27 protein-coding genes and 2 tRNA genes are annotated in these 25976 nt (G+C 70.1%); 20 read left to right on the top strand and 9 right to left on the bottom strand.

Going from position 1 to position 25976, the window contains the following annotated elements; all coding sequences use genetic code 11:
- Positions 1-58: 58 nt before the first annotated feature.
- Positions 59-277: a hypothetical protein gene (locus DEU34_RS10000; protein WP_116647906.1), complete on the top strand. Its 219-nt coding sequence runs from the start codon at positions 59-61 to the stop codon at positions 275-277.
- An 11-nt stretch (positions 278-288) separates the two neighbouring features.
- Positions 289-741 carry a RidA family protein gene (locus DEU34_RS10005; protein ID WP_396652123.1) on the top strand — a complete coding sequence of 151 codons (453 nt, stop codon included), beginning with the start codon at positions 289-291 and terminating at the stop codon, positions 739-741.
- Here DEU34_RS10005 and DEU34_RS10010 read toward each other — a convergent pair.
- On the bottom strand, positions 728-1663 hold the full coding sequence (locus DEU34_RS10010; protein WP_121150033.1) for a hypothetical protein: 936 nt from the start codon (positions 1661-1663) through the stop codon (positions 728-730). The genes DEU34_RS10005 and DEU34_RS10010 overlap by 14 nt on opposite strands.
- 93 nt (positions 1664-1756) lie before the next feature.
- Positions 1757-3733: an acetate--CoA ligase gene (acs, locus tag DEU34_RS10015; RefSeq protein WP_121150034.1), complete on the bottom strand. Its 1977-nt coding sequence runs from the start codon at positions 3731-3733 to the stop codon at positions 1757-1759.
- Between the two features lie 363 nt (positions 3734-4096).
- Between acs and DEU34_RS10020 the strand changes: the two genes are divergently transcribed.
- The 12 genes from DEU34_RS10020 to DEU34_RS10075 all read left to right on the top strand — a co-directional run bounded on the left by DEU34_RS10020 (position 4097) and on the right by DEU34_RS10075 (position 14639).
- Entirely contained in the window at positions 4097-5164 is a 1068-nt protein-coding gene (locus DEU34_RS10020; RefSeq protein ID WP_121150035.1) for a TadA family conjugal transfer-associated ATPase, read from the top strand.
- Positions 5152-6045, top strand: a complete 894-nt coding sequence (locus tag DEU34_RS10025; RefSeq protein WP_121150036.1) for a type II secretion system F family protein — start codon at positions 5152-5154, stop codon at positions 6043-6045. Before DEU34_RS10020 ends, DEU34_RS10025 begins: the two co-directional genes overlap by 13 nt.
- A gap of 48 nt (positions 6046-6093) precedes the next feature.
- On the top strand, positions 6094-6336 hold the full coding sequence (locus DEU34_RS10030; RefSeq protein WP_121150037.1) for a DUF4244 domain-containing protein: 243 nt from the start codon (positions 6094-6096) through the stop codon (positions 6334-6336).
- A complete protein-coding gene (locus DEU34_RS10035) occupies positions 6333-6683 on the top strand; it encodes a TadE family type IV pilus minor pilin (RefSeq protein WP_121150038.1) in 351 nt (116 codons plus the stop codon). Before DEU34_RS10030 ends, DEU34_RS10035 begins: the two co-directional genes overlap by 4 nt.
- Positions 6683-7012 (top strand): Rv3654c family TadE-like protein, encoded by a 330-nt coding sequence (locus tag DEU34_RS10040; RefSeq protein ID WP_121150039.1) that lies wholly within the window; start codon positions 6683-6685, stop codon positions 7010-7012. The genes DEU34_RS10035 and DEU34_RS10040 overlap by 1 nt, the downstream gene beginning before the upstream one ends.
- 62 nt (positions 7013-7074) lie before the next feature.
- The gene (topA, locus tag DEU34_RS10045; protein ID WP_116648938.1) at positions 7075-9825 is read left to right on the top strand and encodes a type I DNA topoisomerase; all 2751 of its coding nucleotides are present in this window, start codon (positions 7075-7077) and stop codon (positions 9823-9825) included.
- Positions 9822-10469, top strand: a complete 648-nt coding sequence (tmk, locus tag DEU34_RS10050; RefSeq protein ID WP_121150040.1) for a dTMP kinase — start codon at positions 9822-9824, stop codon at positions 10467-10469. The genes topA and tmk overlap by 4 nt, the downstream gene beginning before the upstream one ends.
- Before the next feature lie 60 nt (positions 10470-10529).
- Entirely contained in the window at positions 10530-11696 is a 1167-nt protein-coding gene (locus DEU34_RS10055) for a DNA polymerase III subunit delta' (protein WP_121150041.1), read from the top strand.
- A 5-nt stretch (positions 11697-11701) separates the two neighbouring features.
- A complete protein-coding gene (locus tag DEU34_RS10060) occupies positions 11702-13234 on the top strand; it encodes an alpha/beta hydrolase (RefSeq protein WP_310793508.1) in 1533 nt (510 codons plus the stop codon).
- A 68-nt stretch (positions 13235-13302) separates the two neighbouring features.
- Positions 13303-13375 (top strand) — tRNA-Thr (locus tag DEU34_RS10065).
- A gap of 52 nt (positions 13376-13427) precedes the next feature.
- Complete coding sequence (locus tag DEU34_RS10070) at positions 13428-13820, top strand: hypothetical protein (protein WP_259460110.1); 393 nt, start codon at positions 13428-13430, stop codon at positions 13818-13820.
- A gap of 237 nt (positions 13821-14057) precedes the next feature.
- The gene (locus DEU34_RS10075; RefSeq protein WP_121150044.1) at positions 14058-14639 is read left to right on the top strand and encodes an isochorismatase family protein; all 582 of its coding nucleotides are present in this window, start codon (positions 14058-14060) and stop codon (positions 14637-14639) included.
- 4 nt (positions 14640-14643) lie between these two features.
- On the opposite strand, the gene DEU34_RS10080 is transcribed toward DEU34_RS10075, so the two are convergent.
- A complete protein-coding gene (locus DEU34_RS10080; RefSeq protein WP_121150045.1) occupies positions 14644-14844 on the bottom strand; it encodes a hypothetical protein in 201 nt (66 codons plus the stop codon).
- A gap of 39 nt (positions 14845-14883) precedes the next feature.
- Positions 14884-15669: an MOSC domain-containing protein gene (locus DEU34_RS10085; protein ID WP_121150046.1), complete on the bottom strand. Its 786-nt coding sequence runs from the start codon at positions 15667-15669 to the stop codon at positions 14884-14886.
- A gap of 236 nt (positions 15670-15905) precedes the next feature.
- Here DEU34_RS10085 and nhaA point away from each other — a divergent pair, with 236 nt between their 5' ends.
- Entirely contained in the window at positions 15906-17240 is a 1335-nt protein-coding gene (gene nhaA / locus DEU34_RS10090; protein WP_121150047.1) for a Na+/H+ antiporter NhaA, read from the top strand.
- A 48-nt stretch (positions 17241-17288) separates the two neighbouring features.
- Positions 17289-18557, top strand: a complete 1269-nt coding sequence (locus DEU34_RS10095; protein WP_121150048.1) for a DUF2254 domain-containing protein — start codon at positions 17289-17291, stop codon at positions 18555-18557.
- A gap of 101 nt (positions 18558-18658) precedes the next feature.
- Here DEU34_RS10095 and DEU34_RS10100 read toward each other — a convergent pair.
- Together DEU34_RS10100 and DEU34_RS10105 are read right to left on the bottom strand one after the other, a co-directional pair.
- Positions 18659-18731 (bottom strand) — tRNA-Lys (locus DEU34_RS10100).
- Positions 18732-18940: 209 nt separating this feature from the next.
- Positions 18941-19615 carry a fasciclin domain-containing protein gene (locus tag DEU34_RS10105; RefSeq protein WP_121150049.1) on the bottom strand — a complete coding sequence of 225 codons (675 nt, stop codon included), beginning with the start codon at positions 19613-19615 and terminating at the stop codon, positions 18941-18943.
- 247 nt (positions 19616-19862) lie between these two features.
- Between DEU34_RS10105 and sigK the strand changes: the two genes are divergently transcribed.
- The 4 genes from sigK (at position 19863) to DEU34_RS10125 (ending at position 22968) form a co-directional block, all read left to right on the top strand.
- Positions 19863-20453 carry an ECF RNA polymerase sigma factor SigK gene (gene sigK, locus DEU34_RS10110; protein ID WP_121150050.1) on the top strand — a complete coding sequence of 197 codons (591 nt, stop codon included), beginning with the start codon at positions 19863-19865 and terminating at the stop codon, positions 20451-20453.
- Positions 20450-21223: an anti-sigma factor domain-containing protein gene (locus DEU34_RS10115; RefSeq protein WP_121150051.1), complete on the top strand. Its 774-nt coding sequence runs from the start codon at positions 20450-20452 to the stop codon at positions 21221-21223. Before sigK ends, DEU34_RS10115 begins: the two co-directional genes overlap by 4 nt.
- Positions 21224-21286: 63 nt before the next feature.
- Complete coding sequence (locus tag DEU34_RS10120) at positions 21287-21925, top strand: DNA-directed RNA polymerase subunit beta (protein WP_121150052.1); 639 nt, start codon at positions 21287-21289, stop codon at positions 21923-21925.
- Between the two features lie 158 nt (positions 21926-22083).
- Positions 22084-22968 carry an aminodeoxychorismate lyase gene (locus DEU34_RS10125; RefSeq protein WP_121150053.1) on the top strand — a complete coding sequence of 295 codons (885 nt, stop codon included), beginning with the start codon at positions 22084-22086 and terminating at the stop codon, positions 22966-22968.
- A 150-nt stretch (positions 22969-23118) separates the two neighbouring features.
- Here the strand turns inward: DEU34_RS10125 and pstB are convergent, their stop codons facing one another.
- Genes pstB through pstC form a run of 3 tightly spaced genes read right to left on the bottom strand, consistent with a single transcriptional unit; the run spans position 23119 to position 25967 of the window.
- Complete coding sequence (gene pstB, locus DEU34_RS10130) at positions 23119-23898, bottom strand: phosphate ABC transporter ATP-binding protein PstB (protein WP_121150054.1); 780 nt, start codon at positions 23896-23898, stop codon at positions 23119-23121.
- Positions 23899-23917: 19 nt separating this feature from the next.
- Positions 23918-25012 (bottom strand): phosphate ABC transporter permease PstA, encoded by a 1095-nt coding sequence (pstA, locus tag DEU34_RS10135; protein WP_121150055.1) that lies wholly within the window; start codon positions 25010-25012, stop codon positions 23918-23920.
- Position 25013: 1 nt separating this feature from the next.
- Complete coding sequence (pstC, locus tag DEU34_RS10140) at positions 25014-25967, bottom strand: phosphate ABC transporter permease subunit PstC (protein ID WP_121150056.1); 954 nt, start codon at positions 25965-25967, stop codon at positions 25014-25016.
- Between the last annotated feature and the right edge of the window lie 9 nt (positions 25968-25976).

Raw genomic sequence — 25976 nt, forward strand, 5'->3', positions numbered from 1 at the left:
CCCCGCCGTTTCCGTAGGCCGCGATTCCCGCGCCGACCTCGACGATTCCGGAGCCGCGATGACCACGTGGGAGTACCTCACCACACCCCTTCTCATCCACAACACCGCCGCCATCCTCAACAACTGGGGCAAGCAGGGCTGGGAGCTCGTGCAGGTGGTGACCGGCCCGGAGGGCGGGCTCGTCGCCTACTTCAAGCGCCCGACCGGCGCCGGCTCCGCGAACGCGGGGCTGGATGCTGCGGCCACCGCCGCTCAGCAGTTCGGGGAGTCTTCGTGACCGCGTCCGCCATGCTGGCCGAGCTCGGCATCGATCTGCCGAGCGTCCCGCAGCCCGCCGGCGCCTACATCCCGGCGAAGGTCTTCGGCGATCTCGTCTTCACCGCGGGGCAGCTGCCGCTCGTCTCCGGCGTGCTCCCGGCGACCGGCAAGGTCGGCGAAGGCCGCGACCTCGTCGACCCCGCCGACGCCCACCAGTACGCCCGGCTCTGCGCACTGAACGCGATCGCCGCCGCGGCCGCCGCCGTCGGCGACGTCGACCGCATCACGGGCGTTCTGAAGGTGACCGGGTTCGTCGCCTCGATCCCGGCCTTCACGGGCCAGCCCGGGGTCATCAACGGTGCGAGCGAACTGCTCGGCCACGTCTTCGGCGATGCCGGGCGTCACGCCCGATCCGCCGTCGGCGTGCCGGTGCTCCCGCTCGACAGCCCCGTCGAGGTCGAGGTCGTCTTCACGCTCGCCTGAGTCGCAGCATCCGGCCCCGGTCTCCCCGCACGCTGTGTGAGGTGGCCGGGGCTTGTCTTTGCGGAGCCCGAGAACCGGTCCACGAGCGGACGGCGAGCGTCATCCCTATGACGAGCAGCGAGGCCGCGGCCCCGGTCACCCCATCGACGAGAGTGACCCAGGGCAGTGCTCCCCAGGCGGCGAAAAGCCCCGCGGCGACGATGGCGGCGACGATCAGCACCCGGACCCATACGCGACGGGCCGCGTCTGCCGCCCAGGCTCCGGGCCTCCCGTCGGTGCGAGCGGCGAATTCACCCTGCCGCGCCGACGCGATCGGCTGCACCACGGCACCCACCAGCGTGAACACGACGATGACGAGCAGCGCCGCTCCGGCGATCTCACTCGGACGATGGTGACCGATCACGATGATCGCGGATGACGCCATCGCCATCCAGACGCCGAGCACGGGCACGAACCACCGCACCCACAGGCGGGGGATCACGATCAGCAGCGCCGCGCCGACCGCGAGGGCGATGACGGCGTGGCCGCTGGGGTAGCTGATCGCATCGTCGCGCGAATCCACCAGCAGCGGCCGAGCAGAGATGGTCTTGAACCCCTCGGACGCCAGAACAGCCGCGGGGAGAGCGACGGCCACCCAGATGGCGGTGCGCCAGCGTCTCCGGGCCGCGGCGACGATCACGGCGAGGGCGACACCGACGACGATCGTCGCGCGGTCGCCGCTGAGCGGCGGCAGACCGTGCCTCGACAGCCAGTAGCCGACGGTGTCGAACACCTCGTAGCGCCAGGCCCACGAGTTCTCGAGCGACTGCCCCAGAACGGTCAGGTTGAAGAACGCGTAGAAGACGAGGAACAGCGCGGCAGCGATCGACCCGGTGATGATCAGTCGCGACTTCGCGCGAGAGGGCAGTGACCGGCGAAGCATCCGTTCAGCGTATGCGACCGGTCTTCCGGTCAGCGGACGAGCACCGCCCCGGCCACCCGGGTCAGCGGTCGATGAGCGCGCGGAACGCTGTCGTCATCTCGTGCCGGTGACCTGACCCGTGATCGTGCTCATGACCATCGTGTCGGCGAGCGTCGTGGTGTCGCCCACCTCGCGGCCCTCGGCCACGTCTCGGAGCAACCGCCGCATGATCTTGCCGGATCGCGTTTTCGGGAGCTCTCCGACGATGTAGATGTCGCGGGGCCGGGCGATCGGGCCGATCTGCTCGCCGACCCAGCCGCGCAGCGTCGAGGCGAGGCCCTCGGCGGAGTGCGCCTTGAGGAAGCTCTGCTTGATGATGACGAAGGCCACCACCGCCTGCCCGGTCGTCTCGTCCGACGCTCCGACGACGGCCGCCTCGGCGACCGCCTCGTTGCCGACCAGGGCCGACTCGATCTCGGCGGTCGACAACCGGTGCCCCGAGACGTTCATGACGTCGTCGACGCGGCCGAGGAGCCACACGTCGCCGTCGTCGTCGAGCCGCGCGCCGTCGCCGGCGAAGTAGTAGCCCTTGTCGGCGAACTTGTCCCAGTACGTCTCCTTGAAGCGTTCGGGGTCGCCCCAGATCCCGCGCAGCATGCTCGGCCACGGTTCGGTGATCACCAGCAGTCCGCCGTTGCCGTTGCCGACGGGCTCGCCCGCGTCGTCGACCACGTCGACCGTGATGCCCGGCAGGGGCACCTGCGCCGAGCCGGGCTTCGTCTCGGTGACGCCGGGGAGCGCGGAGATCATGATCGCGCCGGTCTCGGTCTGCCACCACGTGTCGACGATGGGGGCGGCCTCGTCGCCGATGATCGTGCGGTACCACATCCACGCCTCGGGGTTGATGGGCTCTCCCACCGATCCGAGCAGCCGGAGCGACGACAGGTCGAACTTCTGGGGCACCTCGCGGCCGATCTTCATGAACGACCGGATCGCCGTCGGCGCGGTGTAGAACACGGTCACGCCGTACTTCTCGATGACCTCCCACCAGCGCCCGGGGTGCGGGGTGTCGGGGGTGCCCTCGTAGAGCACCTGCGTCGCGCCGTTGGCGAGCGGACCGTAGGTGACGTAGGTGTGCCCGGTGATCCAGCCGATGTCGGCGGTGCACCAGTAGACGTCGGTCTCGGGGTGGATGTCGTGCACGACGCGGTTGGTGAACGCCGCCTGCGTCAGGTACCCACCCGAGGTGTGGAGGATGCCCTTCGGCTTCCCCGTGGTGCCGGAGGTGTAAAGGATGAACAGCGGATTCTCGGCGGGGAAGCCCTCGGCCTCGTGGTCGGACGATGCATCCGGCACCGTCTCGTGCCACCACAGGTCGCGCCCCTCCTGCCAGTCGACGTCGTTGCCGCCGCGGCGCACCACCAGCACGTGCTCGACGGTCTCCTGCACGCCCGACCCGTTGCGGTCGGCGAGGGCCATGTCGACGGCGGGCTTGAGGGCCGACACCTTGCCCTTGCGGTAGCCGCCGTCGGCGGTGATGACGAGCTTCGCGCCGGCGTCGTCGATGCGCGCGCGCAGGCTGTCGGCCGAGAAGCCGCCGAACACGACGGAGTGGATCGCTCCGAGGCGGGCGACGGCCAGCATCGCCGCCACCGCTTCGGGGATCATCGGCAGGTAGATCGCCACGCGGTCGCCCGCACCGATCCCGAGCCCCCGCAGCACGTTCGCGACGCGCTTGACCTCGGCGGTGAGCTCGGCGTACGAGACGCGGCGCTCGTCGCCGTTCTCGCCCTCCCACAGCAGCGCGACCCGGTCGCCGTGACCGGCCTCGACGTGACGGTCGAGGCAGTTGTAGGCCACGTTCAGCTCGCCGTCGGCGAACCAGGTCGCGAACGGAGGATTCGACCAGTCGAGGCCCTGCGTGAACGGCGTATGCCAGTGCAGTTCACGCGCCTGATCGGCCCAGAACCCCTCGCGGTCGGCCGCAGCTCTCTCGTAGAGGTCGGCGGCGCCCACGGCCGCGTCGACGAAGTCGGCCGAGGGCGCGAAGCGTCGCGTCTCCGAGAGGAGGTGATCGATCTGGCTGCTCATCGGGGCGCGCTCCCTTGCGTGGTGGATGGGAGGGCGGATGCTGGGCACCGCCCGCCGGACAGGCTCAATCTAGCCACGGGTCGGAGGGTCGACTACCTCCGATAGTTGGTCGGTCGTTCCCGCGCGTCGATCGCGTTCCCCTCGGATTGTGCATAAGATCGATGCCAGCCGAACTTCGATTCTGGCATTCGCGGCGCGCGCACCCCCCAATCGCGCGTGCTGCGTGGCGGCACCTCATACCCCCCTATGAGGTGCCGCCTTCTCTTTCCCCGGCGCTCCTCCCCAGCGCGGCGGCGTTGCGCGTTCTCCACCGCCGACCGCGATCGGCGGCGACGAGCGGATGCTTCTTCCTACGGTCGACGAATGGTCATCCCCTTCGTCGTCACCCCGCGTCCGCACTCTTCGCGCGCCGAATCGGCCGAGACCGTCCCGCTCGTCCCCGTCGTCGTCCGCGCGGCCCGCGAAGAGATCGCACCGATCGACGAGGGCTTCGTCTCGCGGCATCCGGTGCTCCAGTCGTTCGGGCGCTACCTCGACGATCCCGATGTGACCGACCTCTTCGTCAACGGCGACGCCGGTCTCTTCGTCGACCGCGGCGACGGGCCCCGGCGCGTGCGGGAGTGGCACGCGGGCGAAAGCGACGTGCGTGACCTCGCGGTCGCGTTGATCGGGCTCGGCGGACGACACATCGACGACGCGACGCCCTGCGTCGACGTGCGTCTCGGCCGGGGACTGCGGGTGCACGCGGTGCTCGCTCCGATCGCACAGCGCGGCACGTCGATCTCGATCCGCGTGCCGAAGATCTCGGTGCCCGATCTCGACGACCTCGCCCGCGGCGGCATGGTCGACGCGGCCGGGGCCGCGGCGCTGGGCCGGCTCGTCGCCGACCGCACGAACGTTCTCATCACCGGCGCCGGCGGGGCGGGAAAGACCACGCTCCTGTCGGCGCTGCTCTCGCGCGCACCCGAGACCGACCGCATCGTCACCATCGAAGACGTCGCCGAGCTGCGACTGCGGCATCCGCACCACGTCGCGCTCGAGGCGCGTCAGCCCAACCTCGAGGGCGCCGGCGGCGTCGACCTGGCGCGACTCGTGCGCGAGGCCCTGCGCATGCGCCCCGACCGACTCGTGGTGGGGGAGTGCCGTGGTGCCGAGGTGCGCGACCTCCTCGGAGCCCTCAACACCGGGCACGAGGGCGGCGCCGGAACCCTGCACGCGAACGGTCTCGGCGACGTGCCCGCCCGGCTCGAGGCCCTCGGCGCACTCGCCGGTCTCGACGACCGCTCGCTCGCTCGACAGGTCGTGAGCGCGATCGGCTGCATCGTGCATCTCGTCCGCGACCCCGATGGGGGTCGCCGGGTCGTGGGCGCCGCGCGACCGGTGCTGCGCGACGATCGGCTCGCGGTGGAAGGGCTGCCGTGGGCCTCCTGACGCGGCGGTCGAACGACGGAGGGCCGGATGCGGCGGCCACCGCCGACGCGGTGCTGCGGCTCTCGGTGCTGCTGGCGGCCGGCGTGGCTCCCACCCGGGCATGGACGTTCCTCGCCGATACGGGCGACACGGTGGCCGCGAGCGTCTGCGCTGCCGTCGCCGTGGGCGGCGATGCCGCCGACGCCCTGGCGTCGGCCGGCGGGCCATGGCGCGACGTGGGAGCGGCGTGGGGCGTCGCGACCACCGTCGGCGCGCCGTTGGCGCAGAGCCTCCGCGACGTCGCCGCCGCGCTCCGAGACGGCCAGCAGGCCGCCGACGAGGTGCGCGTCGCCCTCGCGGAACCTGCCGCGACCGCTCGCCTGATGAGCTGGCTGCCGCTCGTCGCCATCGCCCTGGGCCTCGTGCTCGGATTCGACACGGTCACCGTGCTGGCCGCGAACCCGCTGGGCGTCACGTGCCTGCTCGCCGGCATCGGGCTCATCATCGCCGCGCGTCGGTGGAGCGCCGCGCTCGTGCGCCGCGCCCACCCCGCGGGTGGTGTTCCGGGGATCGACGCCGAGCTCACGGCGATCGCCCTGAGCGGGGGAGCGTCGGTGGAGCGGGCGCGGGCGCTCGTGCGCGGCGCGACCGAGAGCCCCGACGACGAGGTCGACGAGATCCTCGCGCTGTCGACGACGGCGGGCGTGCCGGCCGTCGAGCTGCTCCGCTCGTCGGCCTGGCTCGCGCGGCATCGCGCTCGCACCGACGGGCGGCTGCGGGCGGCCGCGCTGTCGTCGAAGCTGCTGCTCCCGCTCGGAGTGTGCACGCTCCCCGCGTTCCTGCTGCTCGGCGTCGCACCGATGCTGCTCAGCATCCTGTCCTCCGGCGTGCTCGTCGTCTGACACGCCGTCGCCCGTGCCCACCCCGTCCCACCACATGAAGGAGTACGCATGACCGACACCCCGACCACCGGCACCGACGCCCCCGTCTCGGCGAAAGACGCCATCCCCACCCTCACGCGGCGCCGGGCCGCTCAGCTCTTCCACGACGACGCGGGGGCCGCCACCGCCGAATATGCGATCGCCACGATGGCCGCCGTCGCGTTCGCCGGCCTGCTCGTCGTGATCATGCGCTCCGACGAGGTGCGCGGCATCCTGACCGACCTCGTGCGACGGGCGCTGACCTTCGAATGAGCGCGGGCCTCGCGGCGCACCGGCAGCGGAGCCTGGGCGAACGCGGCTCGGTCACCGCGGAGTTCGCCGTCGTCCTGCCCGCGATCGTGCTCGTGGTGACTCTCGGGGTGGGGGCGTTGGCCGCCGGCGCGCGGCAGGTGCGCCTCCAGCACGCGGCGGCCGACGCCGCGAGGCTCGTCGCCCGCGGCGACGACCCGGGGCGCGCGCACGCGATCGTCGGTTCGGTCGGAGGCACAGCCGACATCCAGCACCACGGCGACCTGGTGTGCGTCGTCGCGTCGGCGCCGCTCGCCCTCCCGCTCCCCGACCTCACCGCGACGTCGTGCGCACTGGCGGGCGGCCTCTGATGGCGGGTGCGGTCACCGGCGTCGGCGTCATGGCCGGCGTGATCGTCGTGACGGCGGCGCTCGCCGTCGTGGGAGCCGCCTCGGTGCACGCGCAGCGGCTGTCGGGGGCGGCGGATGCTGCGGCCCTCGCCGCGGCCGACGCCGCGAGCGGTGCGGTCGCGGGTGTCCCATGCGACCGTGCCGCCGAGGTCGCCGCCACCGCCGGGGCCACCGTGACGACGTGCGATCTCGACGGCCTGGTCGCCACGGTGACGGTCTCGGCGCCGTTCGCAGCGGTCGCCGCATCCATCTCGGCTCGTGCCGGTCCTCCTCCTACCGCCGCGCCCTGAGAGCGACGAACGGCCTCTGCTCACAACTCGTGTGTATGGTGTGCAACGACGAAAGGACCCCAGTGGCACACGGCAAGAAGCTCGTCATCGTCGAGTCCCCCACGAAGATGAAGTCGATCCAGGGGTACCTCGGTGACGACTACGAGGTGTTGAGCTCGGTCGGTCACATCCGCGACCTCGCGAGCAAGAAAGACATCCCCGTCGAGAAGAAGGCGGCGTACGGCAAGTACTCGATCGACGTCGACAACGACTTCGACCCCTTCTACGTGGTCAACGACCGCAAGACGAAGACCGTCGCCGAACTCAAGCGCGCCCTGAAGACCGCCGACGAAGTGCTGCTCGCCACTGATGAAGACCGCGAGGGCGAAGCCATCGCGTGGCACCTGCTCGAGGTGCTCAAGCCCAAGGTGCCCGTCAAGCGCATGGTCTTCCACGAGATCACGAAGGACGCCATCCGCGCCGCCGCCGAGAACACCCGCGAGCTCGACCTCGCTCTCGTCGACGCCCAGGAGACCCGCCGCGTGCTCGACCGTCTGTACGGCTGGGACGTCTCGCCGGTGCTCTGGCGCAAGGTCGGCTCCGGCCGCGAAGGCGCCGCGCTGAGCGCCGGTCGCGTGCAGTCCGCCGCCACCCGCATGGTCGTCGAGCGCGAGCGCGAGCGCATGGCGTTCGTCTCGGCCTCCTACTGGGACGTCGAGGCGCTCGCCGCCAAGGGCGCCTCCTCGTTCACGACCCGTCTGGCCCGCCTCGACGGCGCGCCTCTCGCCCGCGGCGGCGACTTCGACGACCGGGGAACGCTCAAGAAGGCCGTCGTCGTCCTCGACGAGGCCGGAGCCCGCGAGCTCGCCGCGGCGATCGAGGCGGCGGGCGTCGCCTCCGTCTCCAGCGTCGAGGCCAAGCCCGGCACGCGCAGCCCCAAGCCCCCCTTCACGACCTCCACCCTTCAGCAGGAGGCCGGACGCAAGCTCTCGATGAGCGCGAAGCACGCGATGAGCGTCGCCCAGCGTCTCTACGAGAAGGGGTACATCACCTATATGCGTACCGACTCGACGGCGCTGTCGGCGCAGGCGATCAGCGCTGCTCGCGAGCAGGCCGTCACGCTGTACGGCGACAAGGCCGTGCCGGCGAACCCCCGCACCTACCGCAACAACGCCAAGAACGCGCAGGAGGCCCACGAGGCGATCCGTCCGTCGGGCGAGCACTTCCGCACGCCGTCGTCGGTCTCGGGTGGTCTCGACCGCGACGAGCAGAAGATGTACGACCTCATCTGGAAGCGCACCGTCGCCAGCCAGATGTCCGACGCCAAGTACGAGACGACCACCGTCACCCTCGTCGTGCAGGCGGGGGAGAAGGCCGCGGAGTTCACCGCATCCGGAACCGTCTACACCTTCAAGGGCTTCCTCGAGGCCTACGAAGAGGGCAGCGACGAGAAGCGTCACGCCTCCGATTCGAGCGACGACCAGTCGCTGCCGGCTGTCGCCGTCGGCGACACGGTCGACGTCCGCGACGTCGAGCCCAAGGGCCACGCGACCTCCCCGAAGCCGCGCTACACCGAGGCGAGCCTCGTCAAGGCGCTCGAGGAGAAGGGCATCGGGCGCCCGTCGACCTTCGCGAGCATCATCGACGTGATCCTCGACCGCGGCTACGTCAGCAAGCGCGGGCAGGCCCTCGTGCCGAGCTGGCTCGCGTTCAGCGTCGTGCGTCTGCTCGAAGAGCACTTCGCCGACCTCGTCGACTACGACTTCACGGCGGCGCTCGAAGACGACCTCGACCGCATCGCTCGAGGCGAGCAGGGCCGAGGTGCGTGGCTCAAGTCGTTCTACTTCGGCTCCGAAGACCAGGTGGGCCTGCGCAACATCGTCGACAACCTCGGCGAGATCGATGCGCGCGAGCTCAACTCCACGCGCATCACGGATGCTGCGGTGCTGCGCTTCGGCAAGTACGGGCCCTACCTCGAGATCGCCGAGTCGGCCGACCCCGAGGCAAAGCCCCGCATCGTCAACGTGCCCGAAGACCTGGCGCCCGACGAGCTCACCGCCGAGAAGGCTCAGGAGCTCATCGACGCTCCGGTCGCCGGCGATCGCGTGCTCGGCGAGAACCCCGAGAACGGCAAGCTCATCGTCGTCAAGGACGGCCGTTACGGGCCGTACGTGCAGGAGCTCGAGCCCGAAGAGCCCGAGAACGTCGACGCGGCGACGGGCGAGGTCGTCGAGGCCCCGAAGAAGCGCGGCGCCAAGAAGGTCGAGGCACCCAAGCCCCGCACGGCGTCGCTGTTCAAGTCGATGTCGGTCGACACGCTCGATCTCGAGACCGCCCTGCGGCTGCTCACGCTTCCGCGCGTGGTCGGCGCCGACCCCGAGTCGGGCGAGGAGATCACGGCGCAGAACGGACGCTTCGGGCCCTACCTCAAGAAGGGCACCGACTCGCGCTCCCTCGACAACGAGCAGCAGATCTTCGACGTGACTCTGGAGGAGGCGCTCGCGAAGTACGCCGAGCCGAAGTACGGCGCTCGCCGTGCCTCGAGCGCGCTGAAGGAGTTCGACAACGATCCGGTCAGCGGCAAGCCGATCCGCCTGAAGGACGGCCGGTTCGGGGCGTACGTCACCGACGGTGAGACGAACGCGACGATCCCGCGCGGTGAGGTCGCCCTCGACATCACCTTCGAGCGCGCCGTCGAGCTGATCGCCGACAAGCGCGCCAAGGGGCCGGCCCCCAAGCGCACGACCACGCGCAAGGCGCCCGCGAAGAAGGCGGCAGCCGCCCCGAAGAAGGCGGCCGCGCCCAAGAAGGCGGCGCCGAAGAAGACCTCGTGACCGAGGTCACGTCGGTCGGAGCGTCTCCGTCCGGTCTGTTCGTCACGCTCGAGGGCGGTGACGGCGTCGGCAAGACGACGCAGGCACGCCTGCTCGAGGAGTGGTTGGCGGGTGAGGGTCGCACGGTCGTGCGCACCCGCGAGCCGGGCGGCACCGAGGTCGGGGTGCTCATCCGCGACATCGTGCTGCACCACCGCGGCGACGTGGCGCCGCGCGCCGAGGCGCTGCTGTACGCCGCCGACCGAGCGCACCACGTCGAGACGGTGGTGCGACCGGCGATCGCCCGCGGCGAGGTCGTGATCCAAGACCGCTATCTCGACTCGTCGGTCGCCTACCAGGGCGCCGGGCGCGTGCTCGACGCGGGCGAGGTGCGCGACCTGTCGCTGTGGGCCGCGAACGGTCTGCTGCCGCAGGTGACGGTGCTGCTCGATCTCGACCCGACCGCCGCCCGGGCTCGCCTCGACGCCGACGACAAGCCGTTCGACCGCCTCGAGTCCGAGAAGCACGAGTTCCACGCCCGGGTGCGGTCGGCCTTCCTCGCGCTCGCCGCGTCGGAGCCGGAACGCTTCCTCGTCCTCGACGCGTCCCGTCCCGTCGACGAGATCGCCGCCGCGATCCGCGAACGCGTCGCCGCCGTCCTGTGACGAGGGCGGATGCTGCGCCGACGCGCGGCGCTGTCGTGACCCGCGTCTAGGGTGGTAGCCATGTCTGGTGCCGTGATCGACTCCGTCGGAGTCGGCGCGCCGTGGGACGCCGTGTGGGGTCAGGACGAGGCCGTGAACGCGCTGCGCACCGCAGCATCCGATCCCTCCGCCCTCGCTCACGCGTGGCTCATCACGGGTCCGCCGGGGTCAGGACGCTCGACACTGGCCCGCGCCTTCGGGGCGGCGCTGATCGCCGAGCCCGGCGACACGGCGGCGATGAATCAGGTGCTCGCCGGAACGCACCCCGACATGACCGCGCTTCGCACCGAGGGCGTCATCATCTCGATCAAAGAGGCGCGCGCCCTCGTCGAGCGCTCGTACTTCTCGCCGTCGCTCGGCCGCTACCGCGTCATCGTGATGGAAGACGCCGACCGCATGGCCGAGCGCACCTCCAATGTGCTGCTCAAGGCGCTCGAGGAGCCCCCGGAGCGCACCGTGTGGGTGCTGTGCGCCCCCAGCGACGCCGACCTGCTGCCGACGATCCGATCGCGCGTGCGCGTGCTGCGATTGCGCGAACCCGAGGTCGACGACGTCGCCGATCTTCTCGTACAGCGCACCGGTGTCGACCGCGTGGTCGCGCTGGAGTCGGCCCGGCACGCCCAGCGGCACATCGGCATGGCGCAGCGGCTCGCCACCGACGCCGACGCGCGTGCGCGGAGGGCCGAGACGCTCGCCGCCGTGCTGCGGGTGCGCGGGGTCGGCGACGCCGTCGAGGTCGCGGGCCAGATCGTGCGCGTCGCCACCGACGACGCCAAGGCTCTCACCGCGGTCCGCGACGAGCAGGAGCGCGCTGCACTGCTGCGCACGATGGGCGTCGCCGAGGGTGCAGCCGTTCCGCCCGCGGTGCGGGGGCAGGTCAACCAGCTCGAAGACGATCAGAAGCGGCGGGCGACCCGCAGCCTGCGCGACGGCATCGATCGCGTTCTGACCGACCTGCAGGCGCTCTACCGCGACGTCGTGCTGCTGCAGTTCGGGCGCGACCACGACCTGATCAACCCCGAGCTCGCCGACGAGCTGCGCGCGGTCGCGGCCGATTGGTCGGCGACGCGCACCCTCGCGGTGCTCGACCGGATCGCGGTGACCCGCCGCAACCTCGAGCAGAACGTCGCGCCGCTCCTGGCCCTGGAGAGCATGTTGATCACCGTCGCGAACGGCAGCGAACCGTGACGCGGGTGCGGAGCCGGATCGCTGCCGCCGTCGCGGTTCTGACCTCCGTCGTCCTCGTCGCGAGCGGATGCTCGGCGTTCACGTCGAACTCCTGGGCTCCGCCGCCGTCGGTGACGCCCGACGTCTCAGGTGTCTCGGCCGATCTGCTCCCTTTCTACGATCAGGACGTCGCGTGGGAGTCGTGCGCGGCAGAGGAGCAGTTCGACTGCGCGAACGTGCGCGTGCCGCGCGACTGGAGTGCTCCCGCATCGGGTGAGATCGAGATCGCCGTCATCCGGCATCGGGCCGACAGCGGTGCGCCGATCGGATCGCTGTTCACCAATCCGGGCGGGCCGGGCGTCAGCGGGGTCGACACCCTCCGTCAGGCCCTCGACGTCGTCGCCGGCTCTGCGCTCCGCGAGAACTACGACGTGATCGGCTTCGACCCGCGGGGCGTCGGCGCCTCGACGGCGATCGATTGCTACGACACGGCCGACCTCGACCAGTACCTGTACGACATCCCCGACGCCCCGCGCGGCAGCGATGAATGGGCGGCCGAGATCGAGGCGCGCGACGCCGCGTTCGCCGCGGCATGCGATGCGAACAGCGACGGACTCCTGCCGTTCGTCTCTACCGAGAACGCCGCGCGCGATCTCGACGTGCTTCGCGCCGTCATGGGCGAGACGACGCTCGACTACCTGGGCTACTCCTGGGGCACGGCCCTGGGTGCCGCGTACGCCGAGCTGCACCCCGACCGGGTCGGTCGCATGGTGCTCGACGGCGCGCTCGATCCCTCCATCCCGGGCACCGAGGTCGGCGTCGGTCAGATGGAGGGGTTCCAGAGGTCGCTCGACGCCTTCCTCACGGCGTGCGTCTCGTTCGACGACTGCCCGTTCCGCGGCACTCTCGCCGATGCGACGGCCGACCTCGACGCCCTGTTCGCGTCGGTCGATGCTCGCCCGATCGTCGCCGCCGACGGGCGGGAGCTCGGCGCTGACACGCTGATGCTCGCCCTGCTTAACGCGCTCTACTCACCCGCGAGCTGGCCGTACCTGCGCGTCACGCTCTCGGGAGTGCAGAACGGAGATCCGGCGCCGGCGTTCACGCTGGCCGACGCCTACAACGCGCGTCAGGGCGGCGACTACGTGGGCAATTCCGAAGAGGCGTTCCCGGCCTACAACTGCATGGACTACCCCGCGGCAGGCGAGGCGGAGACGCAGGCGGCTCAGGCCGAGCTCGAGCAGGTGGCGCCGCTCGCCGCGGAGTACTTCAGCGGCCCCGACGTCTGCGAGCAGTGGCCCTACCCGCCCACCGGAACGAGAGGCCCCGTCTCGGCCGACGGGGCAGCGCCCATTCTGGTGATCGGCACCACCAGCGACCCCGCCACCCCCTACCAGTGGGCGGTCTCACTGGCCGAGCAGCTGACGTCGGGCGTGCTGGTCACCCGCGTCGGCGAGGGGCACACCGGCTACAACAAGGGCAACACCTGTGTCGACGACGCGGTGGTCGCGTATCTCGTCGACGGGGTGGTTCCCGACGCCGACATCCGCTGCGAGTGAGGGTCGTGGTTCGCGCATCGCTCGTGAGCAGGTAATATCGGTGATCGTGCATCGCGCGAGCGACGCGCGCCACCTTAGCTCAGACGGCAGAGCGATTCACTCGTAATGAATAGGTCAAGGGTTCGATTCCCTTAGGTGGCTCCGGAAGAACGGGCCGCTCCGGCGGCCCGTTTCCCGTATCCCGGGGAGGATCATGTCGGCCGTCGATGCGATCGTCGAGATCTTCACGTGGATCGGTTTCGGTGCCGGCGCTCTGTTCGCCGGTGTGGCGTTCGTGCTGTACATCGCCGACGGCACCTGGGTTCCCGTCCGCGCGATGATCGACGATCTGGGCGACCGCCGGGTCGCACGGTGGTTCGACGACGACGGCGGGGTGGGCGAGGCAACGCTGACACCCGCCGACGACGAGACGATCGGCAGCGCCGATGCCGCCGACGTCTTCGTGCGCGTCGGATCTCTCGACCGAATGCGGCTGCACCGACGGTCGCCGTCGGTGCGCGCGTTCGTGCTCCTCGCTCTCGGGCTCATCGGCCTCGGTGTCGCAGGGCTCGTGATCTCGATCGTCTCCCTCTTCGCGGCGGGCTGACGGCCTAGGCGCGACGGGCGCGGCGCCCGCCCGCCTCCGGTCCGCGCCCCCGCCTCGGGTCCGGCTCGCCTCGTGTCCGCCCCCGCATCAATCCCCGCGCCCGCCCCGGCCGCCCCGATCCGACCGAACTCAGGCTCGATGGTGGACGACCCCGCGACACGCCGGGCCCGGAGGGGGCAGCCCGGCGATCAGCCTGAGTACGTGCCAGGCGACGCGCGGGCGTCGTACGCTCGGGGGATGACCCGGGCCCTTTTCATCGTCGACGTCCAGAACGACTTCACCGAGCACGGAGCGCTCGGTGTCGCGGGCGGCGACGCCGTTGCGCAGCGCATCTCGGCGTTCCTCGACGAGCACGCCGGAGAGTATGCGCTCGTGGTCGCCTCGCGCGACTGGCACGACGGCGACAACGACAACGGCGGACACTTCGCCCAGGGGCAGCCCGACTTCGTCGACACCTGGCCGGTGCACTGCGTCGGCGGCACCTTCGGCGCCGAGTACGACGAGGGCTTCGACACCTCGGCCGTGACGCACCACCTCAAGAAGGGGCAGGGGAAGCCTGCCTACTCGCTCTTCGAGGGCGTCGGCGATGACGGCACGACGGCCGCGCAGCTGCTCGATGAGCACAGCATCCGCGACATCGACGTCGTCGGGCTCGCCACCGACTACTGCGTTCGCGCTTCGGCGCTCGACGCGCTCGCAGCCGGTCGCGGCGTGCGTGTGTTCACCGACCTCGTCGCCGGTGTGCACCCCGACTCGAGCGCGGCGGCTCTGACCGAGATCGCCGCGGCCGGCGCGCGGGTCGTCGACTCGCGCGGCTGACGGGTCAGAAGCCGCTCGGCCGCATCCACGCGGCTTTGCCCTCGGCGCGGCGCGATGCCGCCTCGGGCGACTGATCGGGCTCGGCTCCCGCGCGCAGCATATCGTCGCGCGGAGCCTCGGCGGCGTCGCGGTCTCGTCGCCGACGCCACACGACACCCGCGGTCACGAGACCGCCGAGGAAGAGGAACGGGATGAGCGGGAACATACCGCGAGCCTAGGCACGCTCCGCCGCACCGGGAAGGGGCTAGGCCGGCTCGACGTCGTCGCCGACGCGTACGGTGCCGCCGCCGTCGACGGGAAGGAGCAGGATGCCGAGCGTGGCCTCGTCCTGACCGAACTCGGTCGTGAGCAGACGCAGCAGCCGAGCATCGCGAACGCCCGTGTCGGGGTTGGCCATGATGGCGGCGCATCGTCCGATCGGTCGTTGCACCTCGAACTCCGTCGCGCCGATGCGCACGCGGCCGGTCCACGCCAGTTCGTCCCAGGGGGCGGTGCCGGTGACCACGATGTTCGAGCGGAAGCGCCGATCGTCCACGGGGGCGTCGACGGCGGCGTCGACCGCGGCGACAGATGCCGAGCCGTGGAGAGACACATATCCGCGGGGGCGGTCCTGGAATCGCGAGGTGAGACCGTCCCCGACCAGGCGCACGCCGTCGGCGGGGAGGCGACGCGCGTCGCTCGAGGCGGCGACGAACGCCGAGACGGCCTGCTCGAGCTCGGCGCGGCCCGCGTCGTCGAGCCCGGATTCGACCAGTTCGGTGTCTCCGTCATGGATGCTGACCCGCAACGTCTCATCGTCGAGGCGCAATCGTAGCCGCGCGAGCGACGGGAAGTCCATGAGCGCGAGGCCCTGGCTCTTCGGCCAGTAGTCGAGGCCGTCCTGCTCGCGCGGCTCGACGTCATCGGTGAATCGGAACGCGAGCACACGGTCGCCCGCGATGCGTCCGTCGGCCTGAACCGTGAGCTCGTGGCGCGGTTCGGGAGTGAAGCCTTTGACGGGGTAGCGGTAGAGGGCGGTGACGTGGGGCACGCCCCATCTTTTCACTGGGTCAGCGCGAAACGAGGACGTGTCCGCGCCCGTCTCTTTGACGCCCGCGTCTCCGATGAGTCGCATCGACCCCGGACGCACGCGCCGCGCGCGGGCACCGAGGCGGTCGCGATCGAGGCGGCGGCTCGGCGGGTGGCCTGCGGACGGTAGAATAGGGGAGGCGCGTCGGGAAGTCTGGTCGACATTCTTCTCATCGACCCCAGCGAGGTTTCTCTCCTATGCCCGATACGTCTGCGTCCACTTCTCGATTTCCCCGCTGGCCGGGGCGCTCTGAAGCCACCCGCATCACCGGCCTTCTCCGCAAGGAGGCCGTCGGCGGGATCCTCCTCGTCGTGGCGGCTGCCATCGCGATCGTGTGGGCCAACTCGCCCGTGTCCGAGGCATACTTCGGGCTGCGCGATTTCCGCATCGGCTACGAGCCGTGGCATCTCGACCTCACGCTCGGAACGTGGGCGGCCGACGGGCTGCTGGCGGTGTTCTTCTTCCTCGTCGGGCTGGAACTCAAACGCGAGGTCGTCGCGGGAGACCTGCGCAAGTTCAGCACGGCCATCGTGCCGATCACGGCAGCCGTCGGCGGCGTGGCCGTTCCGGCGCTGATCTACACCGCCATCGTCTGGAGCGAGCCGTCGCTGCGCACCGGCTGGGCCATCCCCACGGCCACCGATATCGCCTTCGCGGTCGCCGTCCTCGCGCTCGTCGGGTCCCACCTGCCGACGCCGCTGCGGGTCTTCCTTCTGACGCTCGCCGTCGTCGACGATCTGATCGCGATCCTCATCATCGCCGTTTTCTACACGGCCGAGATCGCCATCCTGCCCCTCGTCATCTCCGTCGCGGTGATCGCCGTCTACGGCTTCCTGGCGCAGCGATACCGCACCCTGTTCCGCGAGAAGGCGTTCGCCGCGTGGCTCATCCTCCTGCCGCTCGGCTTCGTCGCCTGGGCGTTCCTGCACGCATCCGGCATCCACGCCACCATCGCCGGCGTCGCGCTGGCCTTCACCATCCCGGTGCGGCCCGGTAAATCCGAGCCGTCCGCGACCGCGGGCCTCGCCGAGGAGTTCGAGCACCGCTTCCGGCCGCTGTCGGCGGGCTTCGCCGTCCCCGTCTTCGCGTTCTTCGCCGCGGGAGTCGCCGTCGGCGGGGTGGAGGGGATCATCCGCGCGGCGACCGATCCGGTCACCATCGGCATCGTCGTCGGTCTCGTGCTGGGTAAGCCGATCGGCATCGTGCTCTCGGTGCGCCTGCTGACGTGGGTGACACGCGTGCGGCTCGACCCGGCACTGAAGTGGATCGACCTGATCGGGGTGGGTCTTCTCGCCGGTATCGGGTTCACCGTGTCGTTGCTGATCGCGGAGCTCAGCTTCGGGGCCGAGAGCCTCCACGGCGACGACGCGAAGATCGCGATCATGATCGCATCGTTGCTCGCCTCGATCCTCGCCTCGTGCGTGCTGGTCGCCCGCAATCGCCAGTACCGGCGCATCGCCCTCGCCGAGACCGTGGACGAGGACGGCGATGGAACCCCCGACGTCTACCAGAGCCCGTCGCGGTCTTCGTAGCCCGACGGGTGCGATCGCACGGTCGCCGCTCACCCGTACAGTGATTCGATGGCTTCCGGTACGCACGGCTCGGTGAGATCCTTCCTGCTTCGGCTGGGCAAGAAGGTGTGGGTGCGCGCCGCGATGTTCGCGCTCATCGCCGTTGTCTTCGCCCTGGCGGCAGGTTTCATCGGAGCCGCCGTACCGTTCCGCGTCGTCATCGAGCTCGGACAGAACTCGGTCGATTCGCTCCTGCAGATCATCGCGACGGCGATGCTGACGGCGACGACGTTCTCGGTCACGGCGATGGTCACCGCGTATTCGTCCGCGACGACGACCGCGACGCCCCGGGCGACGCAGCTGCTCGTGGCAGATCCCACCTCGCAGAACTCGCTGTCGACCTTCGTGGGCGCGTTCGTCTTCTCGATGGTGGGCATCATCGCCCTGTCGACGGGTTACTACAAGGAACAGGGCCGCACCATCCTCTTCCTCGGAACGCTTATCGTCATCGCGATCGTCGTCGTCACCCTGATGCGGTGGATCGCCCACCTCGCCGACTTCGGGCGCATGGCCGACGTCATCGATCGCGTCGAGAAGGCAGCATCCGACTCGATGTCCGCCTACGCTGCGTCGCCGACGCTCGGGGCGCAGCGCCTCGAGCGCATCCCCCCATCGGCGCGGCCGGTGTGGGCTGAGGACGTCGGCTGCGTCGTGCACATCGACGTGGCCGCGCTCAACCGCACGGCCGCCAAACACGACGCCCAGGTGTACGTCGCGTCGAGCCCCGGGCGCTCGGCCGACGCCCTGCACCCGCTCCTCTACGTTTCAGGGCAGATGGATGACGACGCGGTGTCAGCGCTCCGGGGCGCGTTCCGGATCGCATCGCACCGCGACTACGAGCAGGACCCCCGGCTGGGCATCATCGCCCTTTCCGAGATCGGGAGCCGGGCACTGTCGCCGGCGACGAACGACCCGGGCACGGCGATCGAGATCATCGCCGCGTTCCATCGTGTCTTCGCGCTCGCGCTGCGCGCCGACCCCAGCGGCGACGTGTCGTACGAGCGGGTGTGGCTCACCCCTCCCGAACTGGAGACGCTGGTCATCGACGCCTTCCGTCCCCTCGCCCGTGACGGGGCATCGATCCTCGAGGTGCACCTGAGGATTCAGAAGTGCCTCGCCGCGCTCGCAGCCACCGACCCCTCGCGATCGGCGGTGTTCTCCCGCGCCGCCGACGACGCGCGCGGTCGCGCGAAGGCGGCGATGCCCCGGGCGGATTACCGGGAGCTCCGCAGCGCCGCCCGCGCGGCCTGGGAGTCGGTCGGCCCTCGGCGGGGTTGATGCGGGCGGCCCAGCGTCAGCTCGCGGTTCGAGACGGACGGCGGCCGGCATCCGGTCCGGGCGCCTGTGGCCGCGCGGCGAATGCGCGATGAGGTGTGCGGTGGGCCCCGTGGGGCTCGAACCCACGACCCGCGGATTAAAAGTCCGATGCTCTACCGACTGAGCTAGAGGCCCCTGACCTCCCAGCCTACCGGCTGTCGTCGCAGCATCCGATCGCGTGGGCTCGACCGAATGACGTCCTTCGACCCACTCACGAAAGAGCGCCCGGCGCGAAACGGCAGGGCCGCACGCGCCGGGCGCACACAGAAGCGGCCGCCGGTTCCCCTCGCCTGGGTTCCGACGGCCGCCGTTCATGTCCGACCCGAAGGCCGGTTCCGGTCTGCTTACGCAGCCGGGGGCATCAGCACCGTGTCGATGAGGTACACGGTCGCGTTGGCGGTCTGGACGCCACCGCAGATGACGGCAGCCTGGTCGCCGACCATGATGTTGTCGCCGCTGCCGGTGATGGTCAGGTCAGCGCCGTTGACGGTCGCGAAGGTGCCGTCGATCTCGTCGGGCGTCATCTGGCCGGGGATCACGTGGTACGTGAGGATCGAGGTCAGCGTGGCGCTGTCGGTCTTCAGAGCCTCGATGGTCGCGGGGTCGATCTTCGCGAAGGCGTCGTCGACCGGCGCGAAGACGGTGAACTCGTCGCCGTTGAGCGTGTCGACCAGGTCGACGTCGGGGTTGAGCTGGCCGCTGACCGCTGCGGTGAGCGTGGTCAGGATGGGGTTGTTGGATGCGGCGACCGCAACCGGGTCCTGCGACATGCCCTCGACCGATCCAGCACCGCTGGGAACGGCGGCGGCGTAGTCGGCGCAGCCGGAGCCGACGAGGTTGGCGGCCGGGTCCATCATGGACTCGCTGGCCGACGGCGACGAGCTCATCGAGGGAGCCGACGATGCCGACTCTTCGCTGGTGTTGGCTCCACCAGTGGAGCCGCCGGAACAGGCGCTGAGGGCGAAAACGGATGCCACGACAAGGGCGAGGCCACCGGTGATCTTCTTGGTGCTGAGCATGATTCCTCCGAATTTTGGAGCCCGGGGATCGGGCTGCTGCAGGACAAACCCCGGTGCGGGGGTCTGGCACACCGTGGAGGCGGTGTACAGGCTGTTCGGGACGGGTGCCGAAACGGATTGACCTTCTACGAAATTTCTTTCTCGAAGCGACCGATGCGTGTCTTCGCATAAGAGATGCATGACTTTGCATGAAACGCCCAGCGTCTCGCGCGCCGTCTCACGCCGGGGAGTGGGGCATGCTTGTCTCATGGTCATCGACGGTGTGGAAGTTCCCGAAGAGGGGGGCGACCACGTCGATCACGTGGGTGAGCTCCTCCAGCGGGTCGCCGCGGGCGATAACACCGCCTTCGCCCGCCTCTACGACATGATGTCGTCGCGAGTGTTCGGCCTGGTTCTGCGCGTGCTCGTCGACCGCTCCCAGAGCGAAGAAGTGCTGCAGGAAGTGTTCCTCGAGATCTGGCAATCCGCTTCGAAGTTCGCTCCGAACAGAGGTCAGGGAAGATCGTGGGTGCTCACAATGGCTCACCGTCGAGCGGTCGATCGCGTGCGATCGTCGCAGGCGAGTGCCGATCGTGATGTACGCGTGGGCTTCCGTGATCTCGAGGCCCCCCGTGACGATGTCGCGGAGAGCGTCGAGATGAGAATTGAAGGACGACGGGTCGCTGAAGCCGTCGCTGCGCTTCCAGAAGCGCAGCGTGAAGCGATCACCCTCGCTTACTACGGGGGGTACAGCCAGAGTGAGATCGCCACGCTCCTGGGGTCGCCGTTGGGCACGATTAAGACACGAATGCGGGACGGCTTGTCCCGCCTGAGGACCCTGATGGGGGTGACGACATGAACGAGAGCACGTTCGCGGAACTTGCGACGGGCTTTGCGCTGAGCGCCCTGTCGGCCGCCGACCGACGGGACTTCGAAGCCGCACTCGCCGAGCACCCCGAATGGGAGAAGCACGTGCGTACCGAGGCAGAAACCGTCTTGTTGCTCGCCGACACCGTCGAGCCGGTCGTACCGCCAGCGTCGATCCGCGAGGAGCTGATGGCGCGCATCCTGGTGACGCCGCAGACACCGGATGCTGCGTCCGACCCCGACGAGGAAGACTTCGCCGCCGCGGGCCCCGCCCCGGTGACCGCGTCCGCCCGCGCCGCCACGGGAGGGATGCGACGCCGGTGGTTCACACTGGCCGCCTCGATCGTGGCCGTACTCGCCCTCGGGTTCGGTGCCGTGACGATCGGGCAGCAGTTGACGCGCCCGGCCGCCGTAGTCGCCCTCGAGCAGATCCAGGGCGCCCCCGATGCGCAGTCGGCCTCCGTCACTCTCACCGGCGGCGGGGAAGCCACCGCCCACTGGTCGGCCGAGCGCGGCGAGGTCGTGCTGGTCTCCGACGGGATGCCCGCGATCGCCGACGACCAGACGTTCGAGCTCTGGTACGTGCGAGGGGGTTCGGCGATCCCGGCGGGAACGTTCGGTCCGACCGACGGCACCGCCACCGCTCTTCTCGCCGGCGCCTACCAGCCCGGAGACACGATCGCGGTCACGATCGAGCCCGACGGTGGATCGCCCACGGGCGTGCCGACGGGCGACCCGATCGTCGCGATCGCCACGGCCTGAGGCGCATGGGTCGAGGATGCCGCGCAGCATCCGACCCCGATCCGCCGCGGGTAGCCTTGATGGGTGAGCGACGATTCGAGGGAGTACCACAAGCCGGTGCGCCGGCCCGCGGAGCTCTTCGACAGGCTCTTCGCGGGCGATGACCCGGCCGAGGTGTCGCGGGTGGCCCACAGCACCGCGCACGCGCTCATCTCGCGGGTGCGGGACGACCCCGACGTCGACGTCGTCGAAAGGCTGGTCGCATTCACCGACCGCAACGGCATCGACGACATCGCCGAGTTGTGGTCGCGTTCTCCCGCGCGAACGCTCCCCGGGGCGCTCTGGCGCCTGTACCTGCTGCAGCTGATGATCCACGACGATCCGCAGACGGCCGCGCTGCTCTACGACCGCGGACGCATCGAGATCGCCTCTCCCGACCCCGTGGTCGCGGGTGCACCGACGCCGGCCGGCCCCGAGGAGCTCGTCGCGCTGATCGACACGATCCTGCGCGGGGTGTTCCAGGGCGACTTCGCCGTCGCGCTCGACCGCGCCGCGGCGTTCTGCCGCGTGCAGGCCGCCGGCGCCACGCACCTCGCCGACGACTACGAGCCCACCGAGCCGCAGCGCGCGTCGACGCTCACGACCCGCGCGCTGCGCCTGGCGACGTACGCCGGCGACCTTGCGGGGTGTGCGACGCTCTGGCGTCGGCAGTCGCTCGACTGACCCTCGCCCGAGGGCACGAAAAAGCCGGGCCGCAGAAACGCCTCTCGGCGCATGGCCGCTCAGAGCGGCAAAAGTTGGAGCCCGGGGTTACTGCGGCCCGGCCATACCAGTGTAACAAGGTCGGCTCGGGGGTATTCCCCGAGGTCTAGGCTCGGGGAATGGCCTGGAGCTTCGCCCTCGTGATCGACCCCGCAGCATCCGACGACCCGCGCACCGACTTCGCCGACACGTTCACCGTGATCGACCCGACGGCCCCCGCGCTGAGCGTGGGGGAGCTGAGCACGCAGCGCGGCGACGGCATCTTCGAATCGATCGGAGTCGTCGACGGGCATCCGCAGGAGGTCGACGCGCACCTCGAGCGCCTCGTGCACTCGGCCGAGCTGTGCGACCTGCCCGTACCGCATCTGGCCCAGTGGCGGCAGGCGGTGAAGACCGTGGCGGATGCTGCCGATCCCGGCGAGAGCGTCATCAAACTCATCCTGAGCCGCGGCGTGGAGCACGGCCCGACCCCGACGGCGTGGGCGACGCTCGCCCGCGCGGCCGACAACACCGGGTCGCGCACCGAAGGCATCCGCGTGGTGCAGCTCGACCGTGGTTACGGCGTCGACGCATCGGCCGATGCGCCGTGGCTGCTGCTCGGGGCGAAGACGCTCTCGTACGCGGTGAACATGGCCGCGATCCGCGAGGCGAAGCGTCGCGGCGCCGACGACGCGGTGTTCGTGTCGTCCGACGGCTACGTGCTCGAGGGGCCGACCTCGTCGATCGTGCTGCGCTTCGGCGACGTGTTCGTCACCCCCGAGCCCAGCGGCGGCATCCTGCACGGAACGACGCAGCTCAGCCTGTTCGCCTACCTCGAGGCCGAGGGCTACGCGACGCAGTACCGTCGCGTGCTTCCGGCGGAGCTCGCCGAAGCGGATGCGGCGTGGCTGGTCTCCAGCATCCGTCTCGCCGCCCCCATCACCTCGGTCGACGGCGTCGACCTCGCGCTCGACCGCGACCTGACGGCGTCGATCAACGCCTACCTGCTCTCGCCTCGCGACTGACCGGCCCGCACCTCGGCGTGAGTTGCCGCAACCGGGCCTCACCGAGAGGGAGGAAGCCCCGCATTGCGGCAACCCACGGCCGGGGGGAGGCCCGCAACGACGAAGGCCCTCACCGGGGAGGTGGGGGCCTTCGCGTTCAGAGGGGGCGGATCAACCGAAGCGGCCCGAGACGTAGTCCTCGGTGGCCTGCACCTTGGGCTGCGTGAAGATCGAGGAGGTGTCGTTGTACTCGATCAGCTTGCCGGGCTTGCCGGTGCCGGCGATGTTGAAGAACGCGGTCTTGTCCGACACGCGCGAGGCCTGCTGCATGTTGTGGGTCACGATGACGACCGTGTACTCGTTCTTGAGCTCAGAGATGAGCTCCTCGATGGCGTAGGTCGAGATCGGGTCGAGGGCCGAGCAGGGCTCGTCCATCAGGATGACCTGGGGAGAGACGGCGATCGCGCGGGCGATGCACAGACGCTGCTGCTGCCCGCCCGAGAGGCCCGAGCCGGGCTTGTCGAGGCGGTCCTTGACCTCGTTCCAGAGGTTGGCGCCCTGCAGCGACTTCTCGACGAGAGCGTCGGCGTCGGACTTCGAGATGCGCTTGTTGTTGAGCTTCACGCCCGCGAGCACGTTCTCCTTGATCGACATCGTCGGGAACGGGTTGGGGCGCTGGAACACCATGCCCACCTGACGGCGCACGAGCACCGGGTCGACACCGGGGCCGTACAGGTCGTTGCCGTCGAGCAGCACCTTGCCCTCGACGCGGGCCTTCGGGATCACCTCGTGCATGCGGTTCAGCGTGCGGAGGAAGGTCGATTTGCCGCAACCGGAGGGACCGATGAAGGCCGTGACCGTGCGGGGCTCGATGTTGAGGGAGACGCCCTCGACGGCGAGGAAGTCGCCGTAGTAGACGTTGAGGTCGTTGACTTCGATGCTCTTGGACACTTCAGGCTTTCTTTTCGGTTCAGCGGCCGGTCTTGGGGGCGAACAGCTTGGCGATGATGCGCGCCACGATGTTGAGCACCATGACGATGACGATCAGCGCGAGGGCGGCTGCCCACGCGCGACCGACGAACGCCTCGGCCGGGATGCCCTGGTTCATGTACTGGGTGTAGGTGAAGACGGGCAGGCTCATCATGCGCCCGTTGAACAGGTCGTAGTTCATGGATGCTGTGGCACCCGCGGTGATGAGCAGCGGAGCCGTCTCGCCGATCACGCGCGAGATCGACAGCATCACGCCCGTCGTGATTCCGGCGATGGCCGTCGGGAGGACGACCTTGGCGATCGTCAGCCACTTCGGCACGCCCAGCGCGTACGACGCCTCGCGCAGTTCGTTGGGCACGAGGCGGAGCATCTCCTCGGTCGAACGGACGACGACGGGGATCATCAGCACCGCGAGGGCTACGGCACCGACGATGCCCAGGCGCACGCCCGGTCCGAAGAACAGCGCGAAGAGGGCGTAGGCGAACAGACCGGCGACGATGGAGGGGATGCCCGTCATGACGTCGACGAGGAAGGTGATGCCCTTTGCGAGGCGGTTGTCCTTGCCGTACTCGATCAGGTAGATCGCGGTGAAGATGCCGATCGGGATGGAGATCACGGCCGCGGCGAGCGTGATGAGCAGCGTGCCCACGATCGCGTGGAGAGCACCGCCGCCCTCTCCCACCACGTTGCGCATCGACGAGGTGAAGAACTCCGCGGTCCAGTTCGGGGCGCCGGAGACGACGACCGTGATCGCGACGGAGACGAGCGGCACCATCGCCACGGCGAAGGCGGCCGTCACGATACCGGTCACCAGACGGTCGACCGCCTTGCGGCGCCCCTCGACGATCGCGGAGATCGTGAAGATCAGCACGAGGTAGAGGAGCGCGCCGAGCACGGCTGCCCCGGCGATGTTCAGTCCGGTGCCCGAGGCGCCGGCCATGATGCCGAACGCGGCGAAGGTGACGGCCAGCGAGCCGACCAGCAGGAGCCAGGGCGACCAGCCCGGAAGGCGGCCGTTGGTCAGGCTGTCGGTCGCGACGGAGGGCCGCGCGGGGGTGAGCGTGGTGGTCGACATGTCAGTTGGCCCCCGAGAATTCCTTGCGCCGGCTCACGATGTAGCGAGCGAGCGCGTTGACGGCGAATGTGACGACGAACAGCACGAGGCCGGTCGCGATGAGCACGTTCACGTTCAGCCCGTAGGCCTCGGGGAAGCTCAGCGCGATGTTCGCGGCGATCGTGTTGGGGTTGTCGGGGGTGAGGAGCGCGAAGGTCACGCCTCCCGAGACGGAGAGCACCATGGCGACGGCCATCGTCTCGCCCAGGGCGCGGCCGAGGCCGAGCATCGAGGCCGAGACGATACCGCTGCGGGCGAAGGGGAAGACCGCCATCCGCACCATCTCCCAGCGCGTCGAACCGAGCGCGAGCGCGGCCTCTTCGTGGAGGTTGGGCGTCTGGAGGAAGATCTCGCGGCAGATGGCCGTGATGATCGGGGTGACCATCACCGCGAGCACGATGGCGGCGGTGAAGATCGTGCGGCCGGTGCTGGAGACCGGGCCGGAGAAAAGCGGGAACCAGCCGGCGTTGTCGACCAGCCAGGTGTAGACGGGCTGGACGGCCGGAGCGAGGACGCCGATGCCCCAGAGGCCGAAGACGACCGAGGGCACGGCGGCGAGGAGGTCGACGACGTAGCCGAGCGCCTGCGCGAGTCGGCGGGGCGCGTAGTGCGAGATGAAGAGCGCGACGCCGATCGACAACGGCACCGCCATCAGCAGCGCGAGGGCGGCTGCCCACACGGTGCCGAAGACGAGGGGGCCGACATACGACCAGAAGTCGGCGGGGAGGATCGAGGCGTCGGCGTTCGTGGCGAACAACGCCGGAAGCGACTGCACGATCAGGAAGATGGCGACGGCGGCGAGGGTCACGAGGATCATCGAGCCGGCGAACAGCGCCGCTCCCGAGAACCATCGATCGCCCGGGCGGCTCTTCGCTTTCAGGGGCTCGGTCCTGGTGACCGCCGGTGTTGTGGTCATTGCTTCGAT

Origin of the sequence: Microbacterium sp. AG1240 (assembly GCF_003635115.1) — a bacterium.
Taxonomy (GTDB): Bacteria; Actinomycetota; Actinomycetes; order Actinomycetales; family Microbacteriaceae; genus Microbacterium.

Coding starts and splice junctions, on each gene's coding strand:
- DEU34_RS10040 (WP_121150039.1), top strand. CDS start 6,683: ATGGCGGGTGCGGTCACCGGCGTCGGCGTCATGGCCGGCGTGATCGTC.
- DEU34_RS10005 (WP_396652123.1), top strand. CDS start 289: ATGCTGGCCGAGCTCGGCATCGATCTGCCGAGCGTCCCGCAGCCCGCC.
- DEU34_RS10030 (WP_121150037.1), top strand. CDS start 6,094: ATGACCGACACCCCGACCACCGGCACCGACGCCCCCGTCTCGGCGAAA.
- DEU34_RS10010 (WP_121150033.1), bottom strand. CDS start 1,663: ATGCTTCGCCGGTCACTGCCCTCTCGCGCGAAGTCGCGACTGATCATC.
- DEU34_RS10080 (WP_121150045.1), bottom strand. CDS start 14,844: ATGTTCCCGCTCATCCCGTTCCTCTTCCTCGGCGGTCTCGTGACCGCG.
- DEU34_RS10115 (WP_121150051.1), top strand. CDS start 20,450: ATGAACGAGAGCACGTTCGCGGAACTTGCGACGGGCTTTGCGCTGAGC.
- nhaA (WP_121150047.1), top strand. CDS start 15,906: ATGCCCGATACGTCTGCGTCCACTTCTCGATTTCCCCGCTGGCCGGGG.
- DEU34_RS10125 (WP_121150053.1), top strand. CDS start 22,084: ATGGCCTGGAGCTTCGCCCTCGTGATCGACCCCGCAGCATCCGACGAC.
- DEU34_RS10035 (WP_121150038.1), top strand. CDS start 6,333: ATGAGCGCGGGCCTCGCGGCGCACCGGCAGCGGAGCCTGGGCGAACGC.
- acs (WP_121150034.1), bottom strand. CDS start 3,733: ATGAGCAGCCAGATCGATCACCTCCTCTCGGAGACGCGACGCTTCGCG.
- DEU34_RS10105 (WP_121150049.1), bottom strand. CDS start 19,615: ATGCTCAGCACCAAGAAGATCACCGGTGGCCTCGCCCTTGTCGTGGCA.
- DEU34_RS10000 (WP_116647906.1), top strand. CDS start 59: ATGACCACGTGGGAGTACCTCACCACACCCCTTCTCATCCACAACACC.
- DEU34_RS10055 (WP_121150041.1), top strand. CDS start 10,530: ATGTCTGGTGCCGTGATCGACTCCGTCGGAGTCGGCGCGCCGTGGGAC.
- pstA (WP_121150055.1), bottom strand. CDS start 25,012: ATGTCGACCACCACGCTCACCCCCGCGCGGCCCTCCGTCGCGACCGAC.
- pstC (WP_121150056.1), bottom strand. CDS start 25,967: ATGACCACAACACCGGCGGTCACCAGGACCGAGCCCCTGAAAGCGAAG.
- DEU34_RS10070 (WP_259460110.1), top strand. CDS start 13,428: ATGTCGGCCGTCGATGCGATCGTCGAGATCTTCACGTGGATCGGTTTC.
- DEU34_RS10075 (WP_121150044.1), top strand. CDS start 14,058: ATGACCCGGGCCCTTTTCATCGTCGACGTCCAGAACGACTTCACCGAG.
- DEU34_RS10095 (WP_121150048.1), top strand. CDS start 17,289: ATGGCTTCCGGTACGCACGGCTCGGTGAGATCCTTCCTGCTTCGGCTG.
- DEU34_RS10020 (WP_121150035.1), top strand. CDS start 4,097: ATGGTCATCCCCTTCGTCGTCACCCCGCGTCCGCACTCTTCGCGCGCC.
- sigK (WP_121150050.1), top strand. CDS start 19,863: ATGGTCATCGACGGTGTGGAAGTTCCCGAAGAGGGGGGCGACCACGTC.